The organism is Saccharopolyspora sp. NPDC049357, assembly GCF_040677225.1.
Lineage (GTDB): Bacteria > Actinomycetota > Actinomycetes > Mycobacteriales > Pseudonocardiaceae > Saccharopolyspora.
In genome coordinates this window covers 74,511-92,023 of sequence record NZ_JBFAQJ010000001.1, presented here as the reverse complement: position 1 = coordinate 92,023, position 17,513 = coordinate 74,511, and the positions used below count along the sequence as shown (strand labels likewise).

The window sequence follows — 17,513 nt, the reverse complement described above, 5'->3', positions numbered from 1 at the left end:
CGGTGATCCCCTCTGCGGCCCACGTGTCGATGCCGGCTGATTTCTGCCCGCGAGTGACCAGTTCTCCGAGTCGGGCGCCTCGGTTCGGTTCTGGCGCAGCAAGAATCGGATTCCACCACCGCGACTCGGCCAGGGGCAAAGACAAAGCCCCGCACGGTTCCATCATCGAAACCTATATGCGCAGGTGACAAGCCCGTTGAGCGAGCGTATCGTCCGTCGAGTGGATCTGCGCCTCGTCAGGTACTTCCTCGCCGTGGTCGACCACGGCGGGATCACCAGGGCCGCTCAGGCGCTGTACATCGCGCAGCCTTCGCTGTCCCAGGCGATCCGCACGCTCGAACGGGAGCTCGGTGTGGAGCTCTTCGACCGATCCGGCCGCCAGCTCACCTTGAGCTCGGACGGGGAGGCTTTCGCGGGGCCCGCGCGCAACATCCTGATCGCTGCGGAGGGCGCCAAGGCCAAAGTTCGGTCCGTGCACGACCTCGCCGCCGGCCGGTTGGAGATCGCCACCGTCTCGACGCTGGCGGTGGACCCGTTGGCGGAGCTGACCAGCGGGCTGCTGAGCCGTCATCCCGACGTCCTGGTCAACGTCCTGGATCCCGGGAGCCCTGCCGGGGTCGTGAGCCAGGTCCGGCGGGGGAAGGCCGAGTTCGGCCTGGTGGAGCTTCCGGTGAAGGGCGATGAGGCGCTGCGCTCCCGCGAACTGCTGGAGCAGGAGATCACCCTCGTTCTCCCGCCCGCGCTGGCAGCCGACCTTCCCGATCCGGTGCCGATCGAAGCGATCGCCGCGATCCCGCTGGTGCTCGAGGTGTCCGACGCGGGCGGCGTTCCGCTCATCGATCACCGGTTGGCGCAGGCGGTCGGCAACGTCGCGGTCGAATGCGCGCATCGGCAGGCGATCTGGGATCTGGTCATGCGCGGAGCCGGCGCGACGTTCCTTCCCCGCCAGATCGCTGAAACCCAGCTGCACGGCGTGGTGGTGCGCTCCTTGACACCGTCGATCGAGCGCACCATCGGGTTGCTGTTCCGCCGAGGTCCGCTCTCCCCGGCCGCCGCGGCCTTCCTCGACGTCGCCGAGATCATCCGAGTGGAGCGTTCTCGCGAGCGAGTTCCACGAACGCCCGGCCGGCAGGAGACAGGCCCGAAGGTTCGTACACGAGACCGTAAGCGCCGCTGAGGCCCGGTTCGGTCTGACGCACGACGGCTCCCCGTCGCGCTGCGTCTTCGGCCATCGATCGTTCGAGGAAAGTCGCCCCCACCCCGTTGAAGACGAGCGGAAGCCGCGCCTCCCGATGCTGGATGATCACCGTCGGCCGGATCACTCCGCCCGCCCGGACGACCGCGGATTCGATGTGCCCGGCGTGGGAGCCGCCGCGCGGGACGATCACGTGCGGAACGTCGGGCAGCGCTGACAGCGGCAGCGGGTCGTCGGGCGGTACGTCGGAGCCGGGCGGGCAGACCAGCCACCAGTCCTGCACGCCGAGTTCATCCACGGTGAGATCAGCGTTGTCGAGGACCGGCAGGTGGGTCACCACGATCTCGCAGTGGCCGTCTCGGACCAGCGACGGTGCCGAGGTCTCGTCGTGCAGGGTTCCGATGCGCACCGAGATCCCGGGGAACCTCTGCCGGAACGAAGCGACCAGCGTTGCCACGGGTTCTACCGAGAGGGCGGCCAGCGCGAGGATGTCCAGCCGCCCGCGCGGCTTCCCGGAGGAGTCGGCCAGCGATCCCTCCGCGGTGACGACGGTGCGCAGCATCCTGCGAGCCGGCCCGACCAGGGCGTGGCCCGCTGAGGTCAGCACCATGCCGCGACCGATCCGGTGGAACAGTTCGACGTCGAGCTCGCGCTCGAGCCCGCGGATGGCCTGCGAAACCGTGGGCTGAGCCACGCCGAGCGAGGTCGAAGCTGCGTTGAGGCCGTCGTTGTCCACGACCGCGAGGAAGTACTCGACCTGTTGCAGGTGCACGATCTCACCCTAACCGCGACGGAGTTCGGTGCGACCGACCTGCGGATATAGGCAGTGCCACTCCCACGGTTCCACCACCGGTCTTTGACCTGGTGACCCAGGTCACTCAGCGTGCTGCACAGGACAACGGGCGTTTCGCCGAAAACACGCACCCCCGGGTGCGCAATCCTCCGCCACCTGCGAGATCGCTGCCTCGAAGGGACCGAGACATGTCAACACCCAGCCCATCAGCTCTGACCGCCGAGGTGTCGGACCCAGGTGGAGGAACCAGGGGAAAGGCTTGGGGGCTCACGGGGCTCCTGGTCCTGCTCTACGTCGTCAACTGGGCGGACAAGGCGGTCCTGGGCATCGTCGCGCAGCCGCTGGCCAAGGAGCTCGGACTGTCGGCGTCGCAGATCGGCCTGGTCGGCAGCGCGTTCTTCCTGACCTTCACCGTCGGCGGGTTCTTCGCGGGACTGCTGGACAAGTACACGACCCTCAAGTGGTCGATGGTGCTGCTCTCCCTCGGCTGGGCTGTGGCGATGCTCCCGACGGTCTTCGCAGCGACCTTCGCCGTGCTGCTGTTCAGCCGCATGTTCCTCGGCTTCACCGAGGGGCCGTCCTCGGCGCTGATCCACACCGGCACGTACTCGTGGCACCCCCGTGAGAAGCGCGGGCTGCCCTCGGCCTGCATCACCGGCGCGGCCTCCATCGCGAAGATCGCGGTGGCACCCGTCCTGGCCCTCGTGGTCGCCGAATTCGGCTGGCGGGCGGCGTTCCTCGCCCTGGCCGTCGCCGGAGTGGCGTGGTGCGCGATCTGGCTGCCGTCCTGGAAGGTCGGCCCGTACGGCGAGGAGAAGGCGAGCAAGCAGCCCGGTGGTGGAACGCCCGACGTCCCCTGGCGGCGGATCATCCTGACCCCGAGCTTCCTCGGTGGGGCTGCTGCGATCTTCGCGATGTACGCGCTGGTGACCGTCGTGCTGACCTGGCTCCCGTCCTACTTCGAGGTCGGCCTCGGCTACTCAGCGGTGCAGGCCGGGTCGATGTTCGGCTTTCCCAGCATCGCGAGCCTGGTGCTGATGTTCGCCCTGTCGTTCACCAGTGATCGGCTGATCGCCCGCGGTGCGACCTCGCGGGTGCTGCGCGGCCTGCTCCCCTCGGCCGGTCTGGTGATCTGCGGTGCGGCGATGACCACGTTGCCCCTCCTCGACACCCCCTGGGTCGCGGTAGCGGTCGTGTCGGTCGGATACGCGTTCGGCGCCAGCATCTTCCCGTTGTTCAACTCGGCGATCTCGGAAATCGTCCCGCCGCAGCAGCTCGCGGGCACCCTCGGCGTCTTCATGGCGATCATGTCGACGGGCGGGCTGCTCGGTCCCTACCTGACCGGGCTGATCGTCGACGGCGCCGCGTCCGCTGCGGACGGCTACGCGCTCGCCTTCCAGATCTTCGGGATCATCGCTCTCATCGGCGGAACGATCGCGCTCCTGGCGGTCAACCCGGAGCGGGACAAGGCCCGCCTGATGGGTGAGCGGGCCGCTGCGACGAACGTCGACTGACGGCGGGAGCGGGATGGACGCCTCGGCGCGGTTCGCCGCGTGGCGCCGGGCGTTCAGCGCCCGCGACGCGTTCCCGGACCGGGCACCCATAGGTCGCGGCTATCGGGCCGTTCCGCACTCGGTCTTTGTGCGGATGGTGAGCGGCGAGAAGGATTCACGGGGAGCGAAGGAGGCACTCGCATGAGGGATGCGGTCATCGTCGATGCTGTTCGCACACCGGTCGGCAAGCGCAACGGAGCGCTCGCGGACATTCATCCGGTCGACCTGTCGGCCCGGGTGCTCACCTCGCTCGTCGAGCGGACCGAGGTGGAGCCGGCCGAGATCGACGACGTCATCTGGGGTTGCGTCAGCCAGGTCGGTGACCAGGCCGGCAGCGTCGGCCGTCTCGCCGTGCTCGCCGCGGGGTGGCCCGAATCCGTTCCCAGCACGGTGGTCGACCGCCGCTGCGGCTCCAGCCAGCAGGCCGTGCACTTCGCCGCCGCGGGTATCGCCGCTGGGCACTACGAGTTCGCGATCGCCGGTGGCGTGGAATCGATGAGCCGGGTGCCGATGGGATCCGCAGCGCAAGGCGGCGAACCACATCCGGCCTCCGTCCTCGAGCGCTACGGCGTGGGTGGCTTCAACCAGGGCATCGGCGCGGAGATGATGGCCGCCAAGTGGGGGTTGTCGCGGCAGCAGCTCGACGAGTACGCGTGCCGGTCGCACGCGAGAGCGGCCGCGGCGGTCGACTCCGGGGTGCTCGACGGGCAGCTGGTGCCCGTCGCCGGTGGGCTTCGGAGCGACGAGGGGATCCGGCGCGGCTCGTCGGTCGAAACGCTGGCCGGGCTGCGGACGGCCTTCCGCGAGGACGGCGTGATCACGGCGGGCAACTCGTCCCAGATCTCCGACGGCGCGGGCGCCCTGCTGATCACCTCATCGGAGACGGCCGCATCCCGCGGACTTCGGCCGATCGCGCGGGTGCACACCGTCGCGCTGGCCGGCGACGACCCGGTCATGATGCTCACCGCACCGATCGCGGCCACCGCCAAAGCGCTGAAGAAGTCCGGCCTGAGCATCGACGACATCGGCGCGTTCGAGGTGAACGAGGCCTTCGCGCCCGTTCCCCTGGCTTGGCGAGCGGAAACCGGGGCACCTGCCGAACGGCTCAACCCGCTCGGCGGTGCCATCGCGGTGGGGCATCCGCTGGGTGGCTCGGGTGCGGTGCTGATGACCCGGCTGCTGCACCACATGAACAACCAGGGCCTGCGGTACGGCCTGCAGACGATGTGCGAAGCGGGTGGCATGGCCAACGCCACAGTTCTCGAACTGCTCTGAACCTCCGGTCATCCACGAGGGGCTCCACCATGAGAAGGACGATCTACGGCGCGGAGCACGACGCCTTCCGCGAGACGGCGCGCGAGTTCCTCACCAAGGAGGTCGTGCCGCAGTTCCCCGACTGGGAAGCGGCCGGCCTCGTGCCGCGGGAGATCTTCACCAGGATCGGCGAGCTCGGCGTTCTGGGGATCCAGGTGCCGGAGGAGTACGGCGGGGCAGGAATCGACAGCTTCCTGTACTCCGCGGTGTGGGCGGAGGAGACCGCCAGGGCCTACGTCAACCTCGGCGGTCTGAGCGTGCACTTGAACGTCGTGCTGCCGTACTTCCTCGCCTACTGCGACGAGGAGCAGAAGCGGCGCTGGCTTCCCGGCCTTGCCGGCGGCGAGCTGATGGCCTCGATCGCGATGACCGAGCCCGGCACCGGATCCGACCTGGCGGCGATGGCGACCGCTGCCGAGAAGGACGGCGACCACTTCGTGCTGAACGGAGCGAAGACCTTCATCACCGGCGGCATCAACGCCGATCTGGTGATCGTCGTCGCCCGCACGAGTACCGCGGAGAACCGCCGGGGCGGCCTTTCGCTGCTCGTCGTCGAACGTGACATGCCCGGGTTCACGCGGGGTCGCAACCTCGACAAGATCGGGCTGAGAACGCAGGACACGGCGGAACTGTTCTTCGACGACGTCCGCGTTCCGGTGGGCAACCTGCTCGGCGAGGAGGGCAAGGCCTTCGACTACCTCACGGGCAACCTCCCCCAGGAGCGCCTGGGCATCGCGGTGGGCGCCCAAGCAGCGGCCGAGGCCGCGCTGACGACGACGCTGGAGTACGTGCAGGAGCGCTCGGCGTTCGGCATCACCGTGTCCTCCTTCCAGAACACCAAGTTCGAACTCGCCTCCTGCGCGACGGACATCGAGGCCGGACGTTCGATGCTGGACCGGGCGCTGGCCGAGCACGACGCCGGGGAGCTGTCGGCCGCCGACGCGGCGAAGGTGAAGATCTTCTGCACCGAACTGCAGGGACGGGTGATCGACCGGTGCCTGCAACTGCACGGCGGCTACGGATACATCCGGGAGTACCCGATCGGCCGACTGTACGCCGACGCCCGGGTCAGCCGGATCTACGGCGGAACGACCGAGGTGCTCAAGACGATCATCAGCAAGTCGTTGGGGCTGTGAGCAGCGCACGAGAAGGGGATTTCCGCATGCGCCTGGAAGGAACGTCCACCGCCGTCACGGGCGGCGCGTCGGGGCTGGGGCTGGCCACGGCTCGCCGGTTGGTCGAAGCCGGTGGCAAGGTGACGATCATCGACCTGCCGATCTCCGACGGACCGGAGATCGCGAAGGAACTCGGGGAGGCGGCCCGGTTCGTCGCGGCGGACGTCACCGACACCGAGCAGTTCGCCGCCGCGCTCGACGCCGCCGACGAGCACGGTGCGCTGCGCGGGATCGTGCACTGCGCCGGTGCGAGCCGCAAGGTCCGACTGCTGGACCGGGACGGGAATCCCGGATCGCTGGAGGACTTCGAGTGGGTGATCAAGCTCAACCTGATCGGTTCGTTCAACGCCTTGCGCCTCGGGGCCGCGCGGATGGCCCGCCATGACGTGGTCGACGGCGAACGCGGCGCGATCGTGTTGACCGCGTCAGTGGCCGCCTACGAGGGGCAGATCGGTCAGATCCCGTACACGGCGTCGAAGGCGGGGATCGTGGGCATGACCCTGACCGCAGCGCGCGATCTCGCGAGCAAGTCGATCCGCGTGTGCACCATCGCGCCGGGGGTGATGGACACCCCGCTGCTGGCCCGGTTGCGCGATGACGTGCGCGCGTCGCTCGAGAGCACCGTGCCCAACCCGTCCCGCCTCGGCCGCACCGACGAGTTCGGCCACCTCGCCTGCACCATCCTCGAGAACGGCTACCTCAACGGCGAAACCATCCGCCTCGACGGGGCCATCCGGATGACCCCGCGCTAGGTGTGGGGCACGGGGAGATCGGGAACGGGTGACACGGGCTCGGTGTGGATCACTACATCTGAACCGATCATCGGGGTGCAGCGGAATCAACGTGCGCGGTGCCTTTTCGCCGACTGACGAGCACTTTCGGAATCTGGTGCTCAGGGGTCCGGGGGCCCGCCGGTCCAGCGCGGAGCCGTTGTCTCCCGCAGTCCTGTGAACTCCTGGCTCTCGGTGTTGGCGGCATCGTCGAAGATCAGCCAGGTTCGCGTGGACAGGACGCCGGGGATTTCCTGCAGGCGTTCGAGGACGAGGGTGCGCAGGGCGTCGTTGTCGGCCGCTCGGACCAGCAGCAGGACGTCGAATTCGGCGGCCAGCAACGCCATGTGCCAGACCTCGGGGATTCGGCGCAGGTGCTCGCGGATGGTGCGCCACGAGTTCTGGCGGATGGACAGCGCGACGTAGGCCGAGGTGCTCAGGCCGATCCGCGTCGGCTCCACTGTGATGGTGAACCCGGTGATGGTGCCGGACTCGGCGAGTTGCTGCAGGCGCTTGTAGGCGTTCGCGCGGGAGATGTTGACCTGCTCGGCCAGGGCGCGGATGGAGAGCCTGCTGTCTCGTTCCAGAGCGGCCACGATGCGACCGTCCACGTCGTCGAACTTGGCCATTCGTCTCCTTCCCGCTGCGAGAGGGCGGCCGGCCTGACCACATGTCCGGCTTCTCGTCCGATCTGGGCCGGACGTCTCCGATCCACGCTGAAAACTACCCGACCGTTCGGTTGGTTGGAAGACTTCTGCGCATGTCGTCCATCGCTGACACAGATCTCCTCTCGGGCCCGGTCGACGAGGTGTTCCGGGTCCTCGACGAGCGTGGTGAGCCGATCGTCCCGGGCGGGCTGCCGACCGCTGACGAGCTGCTCACCGGCTACCGCGCGCTGGTGTTCGCCCGTCGGCTCAACGAGCAGGCGAGCGCACTGGTCCGCCAGGGCGCGCTGGCGGTGTACCCGTCCTCGCGCGGCCAAGAGGCCTCCCAGGTCGCCTGCGCCTCGGTGCTGGCCGAACAGGATTGGTTGTTCCCGACCTATCGGGACACGGCGGCCATCGCCGCGCGCGGAGTGGACCCGGTCGAGGTCCTGACGATGCTGCGCGGCGACTGGCACTGCGGGTACGACCCGGTCGAGACCCGGGTGGCTCCGCAGGCCACGCCGCTGGCGACGCAGCTGCTGCACGCGGTGGGCGTGGGCCACGCCGCCCGGTTCAAGGGCGAGGACACCGTGGTGATGGCGCTGTGCGGGGACGGGGCGACCAGCGAGGGCGACTTCCACGAGGCGTGCAACTTCGCCGCCGTGTTCCGCGCACCGGTCGTGTTCTTCGTGCAGAACAACAAGTACGCGATCTCCGTGCCGCTCGCCCGGCAGTCGGTGGCGCCCTCGCTGGCGGCCAAGGCGGTCGGCTACGGCATGCCGGGAGTGCGGGTGGACGGCAACGATCTCCCCGCGGTGATGGCGGTGCTGCGCGCTGCCGTGCGCCGGGCCCGGGAGGGGGAGGGGCCGGTGCTGGTCGAAGCCGACACCTACCGGATGGAGCCGCACACCAACGCCGATGACGCGACCCGGTACCGCAGCGACGACGAGGTGTCGGACTGGGAGCGTCGTGACCCCCTGACGAGGCTGCGTTCCCACCTGGTCGGGACCGGAGCGCTGGACGAGGTGCGGGAGGCCGAGATCGCCGAGGCGGTCGAGGAGATGGCCGCGCGGGTCCGGTCGGGTGTCTCGGCGGAGTCGGAGGTGGATCCCGACGAGCTGTTCGCTCACGTCTACGCGACCCCGACGCCTCAGCTGCGGGAGCAGCACGCGCTGCTGCGCGCCGAACTCGAGGGACAGGAGGCGTGATGGCCGACAAGATCACGATGGCCGCGGCCATCAACACCGCGTTGCGGGACGCGATGAGTGCCGACGAGTCGGTGGTCGTGTTCGGTGAGGACGTCGGCCCGCTCGGCGGCGTCTTCCGCGTGACCGACGGGCTCACGCGGGATTTCGGCGACCAGCGGTGCTTCGACACCCCGCTGGCCGAGTCGGGCATCGTCGGCACGGCGGTCGGGATGGCCATGAACGGGCTGCGGCCCGTGGTGGAGATGCAGTTCGACGCCTTCGCCTATCCCGCCTTCGAGCAGATCGTCAGCCACGTGGCCAAGCTCGGGAACCGAACGAAGGGGAGGCTGCGGCTGCCGATGGTGATCCGCGTTCCCTACGCGGGCGGCATCGGCGGGGTCGAGCACCACTGCGATTCCTCGGAGGCCTACTACGCGCACACGGCGGGTCTCACGGTCGTCGCCCCGGCGACCAACGCCGATTCCTACGGTCTGCTGCGCGCGGCGATCGAGAGCCCGGATCCGGTGGTGTTCCTGGAACCGAAGAAGCACTACTTCAGCAAGGAGGAGGTCGACTTCACCGCAATGGTGCCGCCGATCGGTCGAGCGGTCGTTCGCCGTCCCGGTCGTCACGCCACGCTGATCGCCTACGGCCCCTCGGTGCCGGTGGCGCTCGCCGCTGCCGAGCAGGCCAGGGCAGAGGGGTTCGACCTGGGCGTGGTCGACCTGCGCTCGATCGTGCCGTTCGACGACGAGACCGTGTGCGCCGAGGTGCGTCGCACCGGACGTGCCGTCGTCATCGCCGAGGCCGCGGGATTCGCCTCGGTGGCCTCGGAGATCGCCGCCCGCGTCGGGGAACGGTGCTTCCACCACCTGGAGGCGCCGGTGCGCCGGGTGACCGGGTTCGACATCCCGTACCCGGCGCCGAAGCTCGAGCAGCACCACCTGCCCGGCGTCGACCGCGTCCTCGATGCCGTCGAGGACCTGCAGTGGGAGGAGACCGCGTGAGCGAGAACGTCTTCAACCTGCCCGATCTGGGGGAAGGGCTCACCGAAGCCGCGCTGCTGCGCTGGTTGGTGAAGGTCGGCGACGTGATCGCCGTCGACGCACCCGTGGCCGAGGTGGAAACCGCCAAGGCCGGCGTCGAGGTCCCGTCCCCGCACGCCGGAGTCGTCGCAGTCCTGCACGGCTCCGAAGGCGACGTCGTGAACGTGGGCGAACCGCTGATCACCGTGCGCTCCGATGATGGTGGTGACACCGCACGGGTTTCGCCGGAAGCTGAGGCCTACGTGGACGAGGAGCGCGCGGGCTCGGGCAACGTGCTCATCGGCTACGGCACCACCGGGAACCGGCCTTCCGGCCGCCGCCGTCGGCGCAAACCCGCACCGGCCCCTGCCGCGCAGGAACCGCACCGTCCGGCCGTGCAGTCTCCGATCGTCCGGCGGCTGGCACGCCAGCGCGGCGTGAACCTCGCTGAGCTGACCGGAACCGGGCCCGGCGGTCTCATCACCCGGCGCGACGTCGAATCCCTCGCGCAGCGCCCTGCCGCGCAGGTGCGGGAGGCTCCTGCGGACGACACCGGAAGCGACCCGCGCACCGGCCTGACGATCGGGAATCGGGTGCCGCTGACGGGACTGCGCAAGTCGGTGGCCGACACGCTCACCCGCAGCCGTACCGAGATCCCCGAAGCCACGACCTGGGTCGACGTCGACGCCACCGCCCTGCTGGAGTTGCGATCCTCGCTCGGCGAATCCGCCGAAGCTCCGGGCATCTTGGCGATGGTGGCCCGATTCGTCGTCGCCGGTCTGACCCGCTTCCCCGAGCTGAACGCCCGGGTTGACACCGACCGCGGCGAGATCGTGCACATCGAGGGGGTCAACCTGGGAATCGCGGCGCAGACCGAGCGCGGTCTCGTCGTCCCCGCGGTGCGTCGAGCTCACCTCTTCGGCATGCGCGGACTGGACGGCGAGATCCGCCGGATCACCGCGGCGGCTCGGGACGGGTCGGCCACGCCGACCGAGCTCAGCTGTGGCTCGTTCACGTTGAACAACTACGGGGTGCTCGGCGTGGACGGCAGCGCGGCGATCATCAACCACCCCGAGGTCGCGATCCTGGGCGTGGGACGCATCCTGCCGCGGCCGTGGGTGGTGAACGGGGATCTCGTCCCGCGGCAGATCGTCCAGCTCTCACTCGTCTTCGACCACCGGGTCTGCGACGGCGGCACCGCAGGAGGTTTCCTCCGCTTCGTCGCCGACGCCATCGAAGACCCGATCTCCGCACTGGCCGACCTCTGAGTACTGCCGGTCGGGGAGGTCATCGCGTGAGCCGGTCGGCTCCGCCGGGGTCGAGCTTCAGCAGCACCGGAGGAGCTAACGCGTGCGGCTGCGGGAACGTCGGGCCGGCAGGACGCACAAGTCCTCGGGCGGGACCTCAGAACCGTCCGGGCCGCACACCTGGACGCGCACGGGTTCGCCGGTGCTCTCCTCGACCACCCGCAGCGGACCTCCGTCGTCCTGCAGGTAGGTGTCGCCCCACTGCATCAGCGCCAGCAGGGTGGGCAGCAGCGCCCGTCCCATGTCGGTGAGGAGGTACTCGTAGCGGGTGCGCTGACCTTCCTCGCGGTAGGGCCGCTTCTCGAACACGCCGATGTCGGCCAGCTCCTTGAGCCTGCCGGCCGCCGCCGCGTCGGTGATGCCGACCCGGTTGGCGAAGTCGTGGAACCGGGTGGTGCCGTAGAAGGCCTCGCGCAGCAGCAGCATGGCCGTTCGCGTGCCGACCACGGACAGGGCGAGGTCGACCGAACAGTGCGTGGCCCGCCACTCGTCGCGGTCCGCGAGCGGCCCGCCCAACTTCATCGCCATGCCTCCAGGTTACCGCTGGCTCTGCGACGGTAGAGCCAGCCGACGAGGGCACGACGTCCTGGATGGCTCCCGGCGTTGCAGGGTCATCGCTGCGTGGGGGAGCGAGTGCCCGCGGAGGTGGTCGGCACGTGTTCCTCGGAGGGCTCGTAGTTGTCGTGGGAGTTCCGGCGGGCGGCGATCGCGCATCCTGCCGCGGCGCTGGCCAGCGTCGCGGCGATGAGGAAGAGCCAGCCGCGGCGGAAGGCGTCGAGGTCGGGGGTCCCGTCGTAGAGGACGACCAGCACCGCCGTGCCGAGCACCGCGCCGATCTGCCGCGCGGTGTTGATCATCGAGGAGCCTGCGCCCCATCGTTCCGGCGCCAGCACCTGACCGACCACGCCGGAGAGGCTGGGCATGACCAGCCCGACTCCCGCGCCGGTGAACAGCTGCCCGGGCAGCAAGCCGCCTGCGTAGTCCGGCGACGGGCCGAGCCTGGACAGCCAGATCGCGGCGCCGATGGCGAACAGCAGGCTGCCGAGCGCTGCCGTCGCCCCCGGCCCCAGTCGGCTGGTGAGGCGACCGCCGAGGGTCAGCGACACCAGCACCATCATCACGGGGCCGGGGGAGAGCCAGAGCCCGGCGATGATCGCGGGTTCGCCCCACAGCCCGGTCAGGAACAGCACGTTGCCGAACAGCATGCTCGCGAACGCCGCCGTGAAGAGCAGCATCGCCAGGCACGCCAAACACAGGGTCGGCACGCGCAGCGAGGGCAGGTCCAGAACCGGAACGGGGTGCCGCTTCGACCTCAGCGTCACCGACAGCAGGCTGAGCGCCGCCACCGCGAAACCGATGATCACGCTGGGGTTGTTCCAACCGTGGTCGGTGCCCGAGACCAGAGCCCACGCCAGCGCACCCACGCCGGCCGCCAGGCCGACCGCGCCGAGCAGATCCGGCACCCCGGAGCCGGTGTCGCGGCTCTCCTTGAGCACGCGGGGACCGATGAGCAGGGCGAGCAGCCCGACCGGGATGTTGACCAGGAACACCCAGCGCCACGAGAGTTCCAGGAGCAGACCGCCCAGCGGTGGCCCCAGCGCTGCGGCCACGCCGCCGACCGCGGCCCAGGTGCTCACCGCGGTTGCGCGGCGTGCCGGTGGGAACGCGGACAGCAACAGCGCCAGCGAGGTCGGCATGACCAGCGCCGCGCCTACGGCCTGCAGCACCCGGAAGGCCACGAGCAGCGGGATCGAAGGAGCGAAGGCGCATGCGGCGGAGCCGACGGTGAACACCGCGAGGCCGATGAGGAAGACGAGCCGGCGGCCGTACCGGTCGGCCAGGCGACCCGCCGGCGCGAGCAGGGCGGCGAACGCGACGGTGTAGCCGTTGAGGACCCAGGACAAGGTGGCCAGGCTGCTGCCGGGAAACGCCAGCCGGATGTCCGGGAACGCGATGTTGACGATGAACAGGTCCAGGCTCGCCAGGAACACCGCCGCGGACGCCACGAACAGGACCACTCCGGGGCGCTCCGCGATTCGCGACGACGTGCCGGTGCTGGCGGTCATGACGCCTCGTCTCACAGTGCCAGGGGATGTGGGCAAGGCTGACTATATCCGACTATAGTCAGTGCGTGGTCTGTGCGGGGCTTCGAGATGCCGGCGCCGTTCTCCGCGCGTGTCCTGGTCTGGTGTGGATCTGGAGCAGGCGTGAAGCGCGGGCTTCCGCAGCGGCGACGAAATGCAACTCCGAGACCGCGATACGTTGCAGTTGCTGCGATTTCATGCACGGGCGTCTCTCGCGGACGCAGCTGGGGCTCAAAGGGGCATGGGTTCGCGCAGCGGGCTTCAGTTCCGCTGAGGGATGACGCGGGCGATGTCGCGGACGACGGCGCGGGTCTCGGCGGGCCAGGCCAGCCACGTGACCAGGGGCAGCTCCGGCTCGGTGAGCGGTAGCCAGGGCCAGTCCGGCAGCAGCCGGTGTGCGGAGTGCTCGACCAGCAGCACCGCATCGGCCTTGACCGCTTCGGCGCAGGCCAGGGCGTGTTCGGAGAACTGGGTGAACTGCCAGAGCGGCACCGCGCCCGCGGCGTGCGCCGCCATGACGAGCCGGTCGTCGACGACGGGGACCTGCTGCCGGCCGTGGGCGAGGACGCGCAGGTTGTCCAAGTCCTGCATCCTGCAGGTCGTTCCCGAGGCGAGGGGGTGCCCGGGGCGCGCGGCGACGCCGAAGGGCACCTCGAACAGCACTGTGCCGCGCAGTTTGCCGGCCGGTTGTTCGCGGACCATCCCGATGTCGAGGTGGCCCTCGCGGATCATCCGCAGCTGCTCGGAGCTGCCGGCCTCGATCAACGTGATCGAGGCGTGCGGGACCTCGGTCTCCAGCGCGGCCAGGACGTCGAGCAGCCACCTCTCCGGCAAGCCCGGTGGGACGCCGATGTGCACGACTTCGCGGGTGTGGCTCGTCGCGGAGCGCGCCATGTCGGGCGCGGCGTCGGCGAGGCGCAGCAGCAGCAACGCGTGCCGGTGCAGCGCCACCCCGGCAGGGGTCAGCGACGTGCCTGCCGCGTTGCGCTCGAACAAGGCCGCGCCGATGTCGCTCTCGAGCTGGCGGATCTGCCGGCTCAGCGACGGCTGGGTGAGGTGCAGCCGCTCCGCCGCCTGGGTGAGGGACCCTTCCGCCGCGACCGCGACGAAGTACCGGAGGTGGCGCAGCTCCATCGGTCTCCTCACTCTCCATGCCATGCCTGGCAGGCATGGCATGTCTTGACAACGGGTATTGGACGGCTCCGCGCGAACGCGGTCTACTCATCTGCAGTCGGAGTTCTACCTCGATCTTACGCAGTCCCGGCGTGCGGACGGGCCGCGTGACCAATCGCCGCACGCGGCACCGGGCATGTCTGACAGGCAGGTGTCGCAGTGTCGAAGAAGGGGCCTCAACGATGAGTCTCACCTCGGAGCCGGTCATCGACCGGCGGCCGTACCGCTGGGTGGTGCTCGCCCTGTCCTGGGCGGCGTTCACCATGACCGCGGTGGATCGGTCGACCTGGGGGCCGGCCTCGGTGTCGGTCGGCGAACACCTGGGTGTCTCCCTCGCCGGACTCGGTGTCTTCGCCACCGGGTACTACGTCGGCTACGTCATCTCCAACGCCGCGGGCGGGGTGCTGACCGACTGGCTCGGACCCCGCGTGGTGATCGGCTGCTCGCTGTTCGCCGCAGGCGGTTTCATGGTCCTGTTCGGCGAAACCGACTCGATGGCCACGGGTATCGCCTTCCAAGCCGCGGTCGGCGTGTTCGCGGGATGCGACTACTCCGCCGGGGTCAAGCTGATCTCGCAGTGGTTCCCGTCCCAGGACCGCGGATTCGCCATGGGCGTGTTCATGACGGCCACCTCGCTGGGTGCCGTGATCGCCAACGCGGTCGTGCCGAGCCTCATCGCCGCCTCCGGGTGGCGCACCTCCTACCACGTGTTCGGTGCCGCATCGATGGTCGTCGCGGTTCTGTGCTTCGCGCTGCTCCGCAACGGCACGCAGGCCACCAGCGCACCGCGGGAGGTGCCGAACCTGCGTCCGCTGGCCCGCAACCGCGACCTGTGGTTGCTCGGACTGGCCGGTTTCGGTGGCCTGTGGGGCACGTACGGGTTCATCACGTGGTCCAACGCGTTGATGGTCAAGGGAAGTCACATCTCCGCGGTGCAGGCCGGAATCGTGGTCGTGATCTTCGGAATCGCGGCGAGCGTCGCCAAACCCCTCATGGGCCTGGTCTCCGACGTATTCGGCGACAGACGGAGAATCCCCACCGCCATCGTGCTCGGCGCCTTCGTCGTGGCGCTGCTGGGCTTCGGAACCCGAGATAGCCTGACCGGATTCCTCTGGATGGCACCGCTGCTCGGAGTCGCGGCCTACGGCTACAGCCCGCTGATGGTCGCGCTGATCCCCAAGCTCGCCGGAGTGCGGCTCGCGGGCTCCGCCGCCGGGGCCACGAACGCGTTCTGGCAGCTGGGCAGCACGATCGTTCCGGTCGTGCTCGGTGCGGTGTTCCAGGCGACGCAGTCGTTCTTCCTGGCCTTCGCCACCCTAGCCGCCGGTCCGCTGCTTGGCATGGTGCTCATGCTCGGCGTCCGGGAAAACCGGTCGACCGAACCGATGTCCGCGGTCAAGACCGAAGCCGCCGCCCGGTAGGAAAGGAAATCCAAGGGTGATCGAGAACTACGACGTCATCGTCGCAGGAGGCGGTTCCGCGGGCATCGCGGCCGCGATCGGAGCCTCCCGCGCGGGGTCGCGCACGCTGCTGATCGACCGCGGCCCCTGCCTCGGCGGAGCGGCCACGCTGCGGAACGTGGTGACCTACTGCGGACTGCACACCGAAGACCGCAGGCAGGTCACGTTCGGAGTTGCCGAGGAGATGCTCGCCGGGCTGAGAGAACTGGGCGCGGTGACCGAGCCGCAGCGGTTCAAGGCGGTCGCGGTCGTATTCGACCCGGAAGCCGTCAAGCGCGTCGCGGACCAGCTGTGCCACGACGCGGGCGTCGACGTGCTGCTGCACTCCCACCTCCTCGAAGCCGAGCGGGAGGACGACCGGATCACCGCGGTGCGGGTGGCCGACCACTCCGGGGTGCACGAGCACGCGGCCGCGGCGTTCGTCGACGCCACCGGCGAGGCGGACCTGGCCCACCACGGCGGCGCGGAGGTCCGCTACGGCAACGACGGGTGGGTTCTCAACGGCACGCTCGGCGTTCGCTTCGGCGGCATTCCCGCCGATGCGCCGGTCACGCGCGACGCGCTCGCCGCGGCTGTGCGGGCGGCCAAGGAGGACGGCGCCCAGGGCCTCACCGGTGAGACGGGCCTCATCGCGCGGATGCCGGTGTCCGGGGACCTGATCACCTATCTCGCCGATGAGGGGTACGACGCGCGCGATGCCGCTGAGACGAGTCGCGCGGAGCGCAGCGCCCGGCAGCAGGCGCAGGCGTACCTCGCAGTCGTCCGCGGTCTGCCGGGCTGCGGCAACGCCTACATAGTCAGCACCGGGCCCGAACTGGGCACCCGGGAGTCCCGCCACCTCGTGGGCCGGGAGCAGCTGACCGAGAAGGACGTCCTGCAGCCCGGACCGGTGGAGGAGGCAGTGGCGGTGGGCGCCTGGCCGATCGAGTCCCACCCCGGCCCGGGACTGCCCGTGGAGTGGAACTACATCGCCGACCCCGGCTACTACGGGATCCCGCTCGGCGTGCTGCGCAGCCGCAACACGCAGAACCTGGTCGCCGGTGGGCGCACCGTCGACGGTGACCGCGGCGCCGGAGCGTCCCTGCGAGTCATGGGAACCGCTTTCGCCACCGGGCAGGCCGCAGGCGTCGCCGCGGCCTTCATCGCCCGTGACGGTGACGTCGAGAACACCGCAGTGCGAGGCGAACTCGACCGCCAGGGCGCCCGGCTGCCGAGCTGAAACACCGACAACCCGCCACTTCTCCGCCACCAGGCGCATCATGGACGGGTTCCGGATCGAAAGAACTGCTCTTTACTTGCTGCCGAACGAAATTCAGTCGATCCACGAAACCGCGAAGGTGGTTGACCGGGCCACCTGCTCAACGACTACGCCGTCGAGCAGGTGGCCCAGCGGCCGGACGGGTTGACGTCCTTCTCGGCTCATGCAGGACCCGCCGGAGCGGCTCGGGCCGCGTGAGCGCCGAACTTCCACGACCACCGAACCACAATCACCGGTCGAGTGTCCTTTGAGGACGACATCGCCGAAAGGTCCTGGCCACCGGGTGAACCGAACTCGCCAGCAAATCGCGTTCGGCGGTGAACGGCAACTCTCGGAAGCGGTTGCGTCCGTCACCGGGAGCTCGTCGCTCGTGCTGGGTTGCGGGGGACGGTTCTGCGCGGCGAGCGCATGGTGCCTGAAATCGGCATGGGACCGCCGACTTGCAGCGCTGATAGAGGCTCTTTATCGGAGCCTTTCAAAATTCGTCTAGCCAGATTTCCCCGATCTGTTTGATCGAGCGGTGCACAGCTGAGAACCTCTGCGGAAGCACACAACGAAAGAGGTCCTGCTGCCAC

Annotated in this window: 15 protein-coding genes; 10 read left to right on the top strand and 5 right to left on the bottom strand. The window is 69.6% G+C overall.

The genetic code is table 11. The features are described from left to right. The first annotated feature begins 220 nt into the window (after positions 1-220). Positions 221-1,177, top strand: a complete 957-nt coding sequence (locus AB0J91_RS00415; RefSeq protein WP_363862313.1) for a LysR family transcriptional regulator — start codon at positions 221-223, stop codon at positions 1,175-1,177. On the opposite strand, the gene AB0J91_RS00410 is transcribed toward AB0J91_RS00415, so the two are convergent. Then, positions 1,080-1,967 carry a LysR family transcriptional regulator gene (locus AB0J91_RS00410; protein ID WP_363862310.1) on the bottom strand — a complete coding sequence of 296 codons (888 nt, stop codon included), beginning with the start codon at positions 1,965-1,967 and terminating at the stop codon, positions 1,080-1,082. The genes AB0J91_RS00415 and AB0J91_RS00410 overlap by 98 nt on opposite strands. Before the next feature lie 209 nt (positions 1,968-2,176). Between AB0J91_RS00410 and AB0J91_RS00405 the strand changes: the two genes are divergently transcribed. From AB0J91_RS00405 to AB0J91_RS00390, 4 genes are all read left to right on the top strand, one after another. Next, positions 2,177-3,502 carry an MFS transporter gene (locus tag AB0J91_RS00405; RefSeq protein ID WP_363862307.1) on the top strand — a complete coding sequence of 442 codons (1,326 nt, stop codon included), beginning with the start codon at positions 2,177-2,179 and terminating at the stop codon, positions 3,500-3,502. Between the two features lie 180 nt (positions 3,503-3,682). After that, complete coding sequence (locus AB0J91_RS00400) at positions 3,683-4,816, top strand: acetyl-CoA C-acyltransferase (RefSeq protein WP_363862304.1); 1,134 nt, start codon at positions 3,683-3,685, stop codon at positions 4,814-4,816. 29 nt (positions 4,817-4,845) lie between these two features. Next, complete coding sequence (locus AB0J91_RS00395; protein WP_363862301.1) at positions 4,846-5,991, top strand: acyl-CoA dehydrogenase family protein; 1,146 nt, start codon at positions 4,846-4,848, stop codon at positions 5,989-5,991. A 26-nt stretch (positions 5,992-6,017) separates the two neighbouring features. After that, complete coding sequence (locus tag AB0J91_RS00390) at positions 6,018-6,782, top strand: SDR family NAD(P)-dependent oxidoreductase (RefSeq protein ID WP_363862298.1); 765 nt, start codon at positions 6,018-6,020, stop codon at positions 6,780-6,782. Positions 6,783-6,922: 140 nt separating this feature from the next. Here the strand turns inward: AB0J91_RS00390 and AB0J91_RS00385 are convergent, their stop codons facing one another. After that, positions 6,923-7,429, bottom strand: a complete 507-nt coding sequence (locus AB0J91_RS00385) for an Lrp/AsnC family transcriptional regulator (protein WP_363862295.1) — start codon at positions 7,427-7,429, stop codon at positions 6,923-6,925. Between the two features lie 131 nt (positions 7,430-7,560). Between AB0J91_RS00385 and pdhA the strand changes: the two genes are divergently transcribed. From pdhA to AB0J91_RS00370, 3 genes are read left to right on the top strand one after another with little or no spacing between them, the layout of a single operon-like run. After that, the gene (gene pdhA / locus AB0J91_RS00380; protein WP_363862292.1) at positions 7,561-8,652 is read left to right on the top strand and encodes a pyruvate dehydrogenase (acetyl-transferring) E1 component subunit alpha; all 1,092 of its coding nucleotides are present in this window, start codon (positions 7,561-7,563) and stop codon (positions 8,650-8,652) included. Beyond that, positions 8,652-9,638, top strand: a complete 987-nt coding sequence (locus AB0J91_RS00375) for an alpha-ketoacid dehydrogenase subunit beta (protein WP_363862289.1) — start codon at positions 8,652-8,654, stop codon at positions 9,636-9,638. The genes pdhA and AB0J91_RS00375 overlap by 1 nt, the downstream gene beginning before the upstream one ends. After that, positions 9,635-10,924, top strand: coding sequence for a dihydrolipoamide acetyltransferase family protein (locus tag AB0J91_RS00370; protein ID WP_363862287.1), 1,290 nt, complete (start codon positions 9,635-9,637; stop codon positions 10,922-10,924). Before AB0J91_RS00375 ends, AB0J91_RS00370 begins: the two co-directional genes overlap by 4 nt. Positions 10,925-10,999: 75 nt before the next feature. Here the strand turns inward: AB0J91_RS00370 and AB0J91_RS00365 are convergent, their stop codons facing one another. From AB0J91_RS00365 to AB0J91_RS00355, 3 genes are all read right to left on the bottom strand, one after another. Next, on the bottom strand, positions 11,000-11,491 hold the full coding sequence (locus AB0J91_RS00365) for a helix-turn-helix domain-containing protein (protein WP_363862285.1): 492 nt from the start codon (positions 11,489-11,491) through the stop codon (positions 11,000-11,002). A gap of 83 nt (positions 11,492-11,574) precedes the next feature. Next, complete coding sequence (locus tag AB0J91_RS00360; protein ID WP_363862282.1) at positions 11,575-13,029, bottom strand: MFS transporter; 1,455 nt, start codon at positions 13,027-13,029, stop codon at positions 11,575-11,577. 279 nt (positions 13,030-13,308) lie between these two features. Beyond that, complete coding sequence (locus AB0J91_RS00355) at positions 13,309-14,181, bottom strand: LysR family transcriptional regulator (RefSeq protein WP_363862279.1); 873 nt, start codon at positions 14,179-14,181, stop codon at positions 13,309-13,311. Positions 14,182-14,402: 221 nt separating this feature from the next. On the opposite strand from AB0J91_RS00355, the gene AB0J91_RS00350 reads away from it, so the two are divergent. Both AB0J91_RS00350 and AB0J91_RS00345 read left to right on the top strand, forming a co-directional pair. After that, positions 14,403-15,641, top strand: a complete 1,239-nt coding sequence (locus AB0J91_RS00350; RefSeq protein ID WP_363862276.1) for an MFS transporter — start codon at positions 14,403-14,405, stop codon at positions 15,639-15,641. Positions 15,642-15,657: 16 nt separating this feature from the next. Beyond that, a complete protein-coding gene (locus AB0J91_RS00345) occupies positions 15,658-16,899 on the top strand; it encodes an FAD-dependent oxidoreductase (protein WP_363862273.1) in 1,242 nt (413 codons plus the stop codon). The last annotated feature ends 614 nt before the right edge of the window (positions 16,900-17,513 follow it).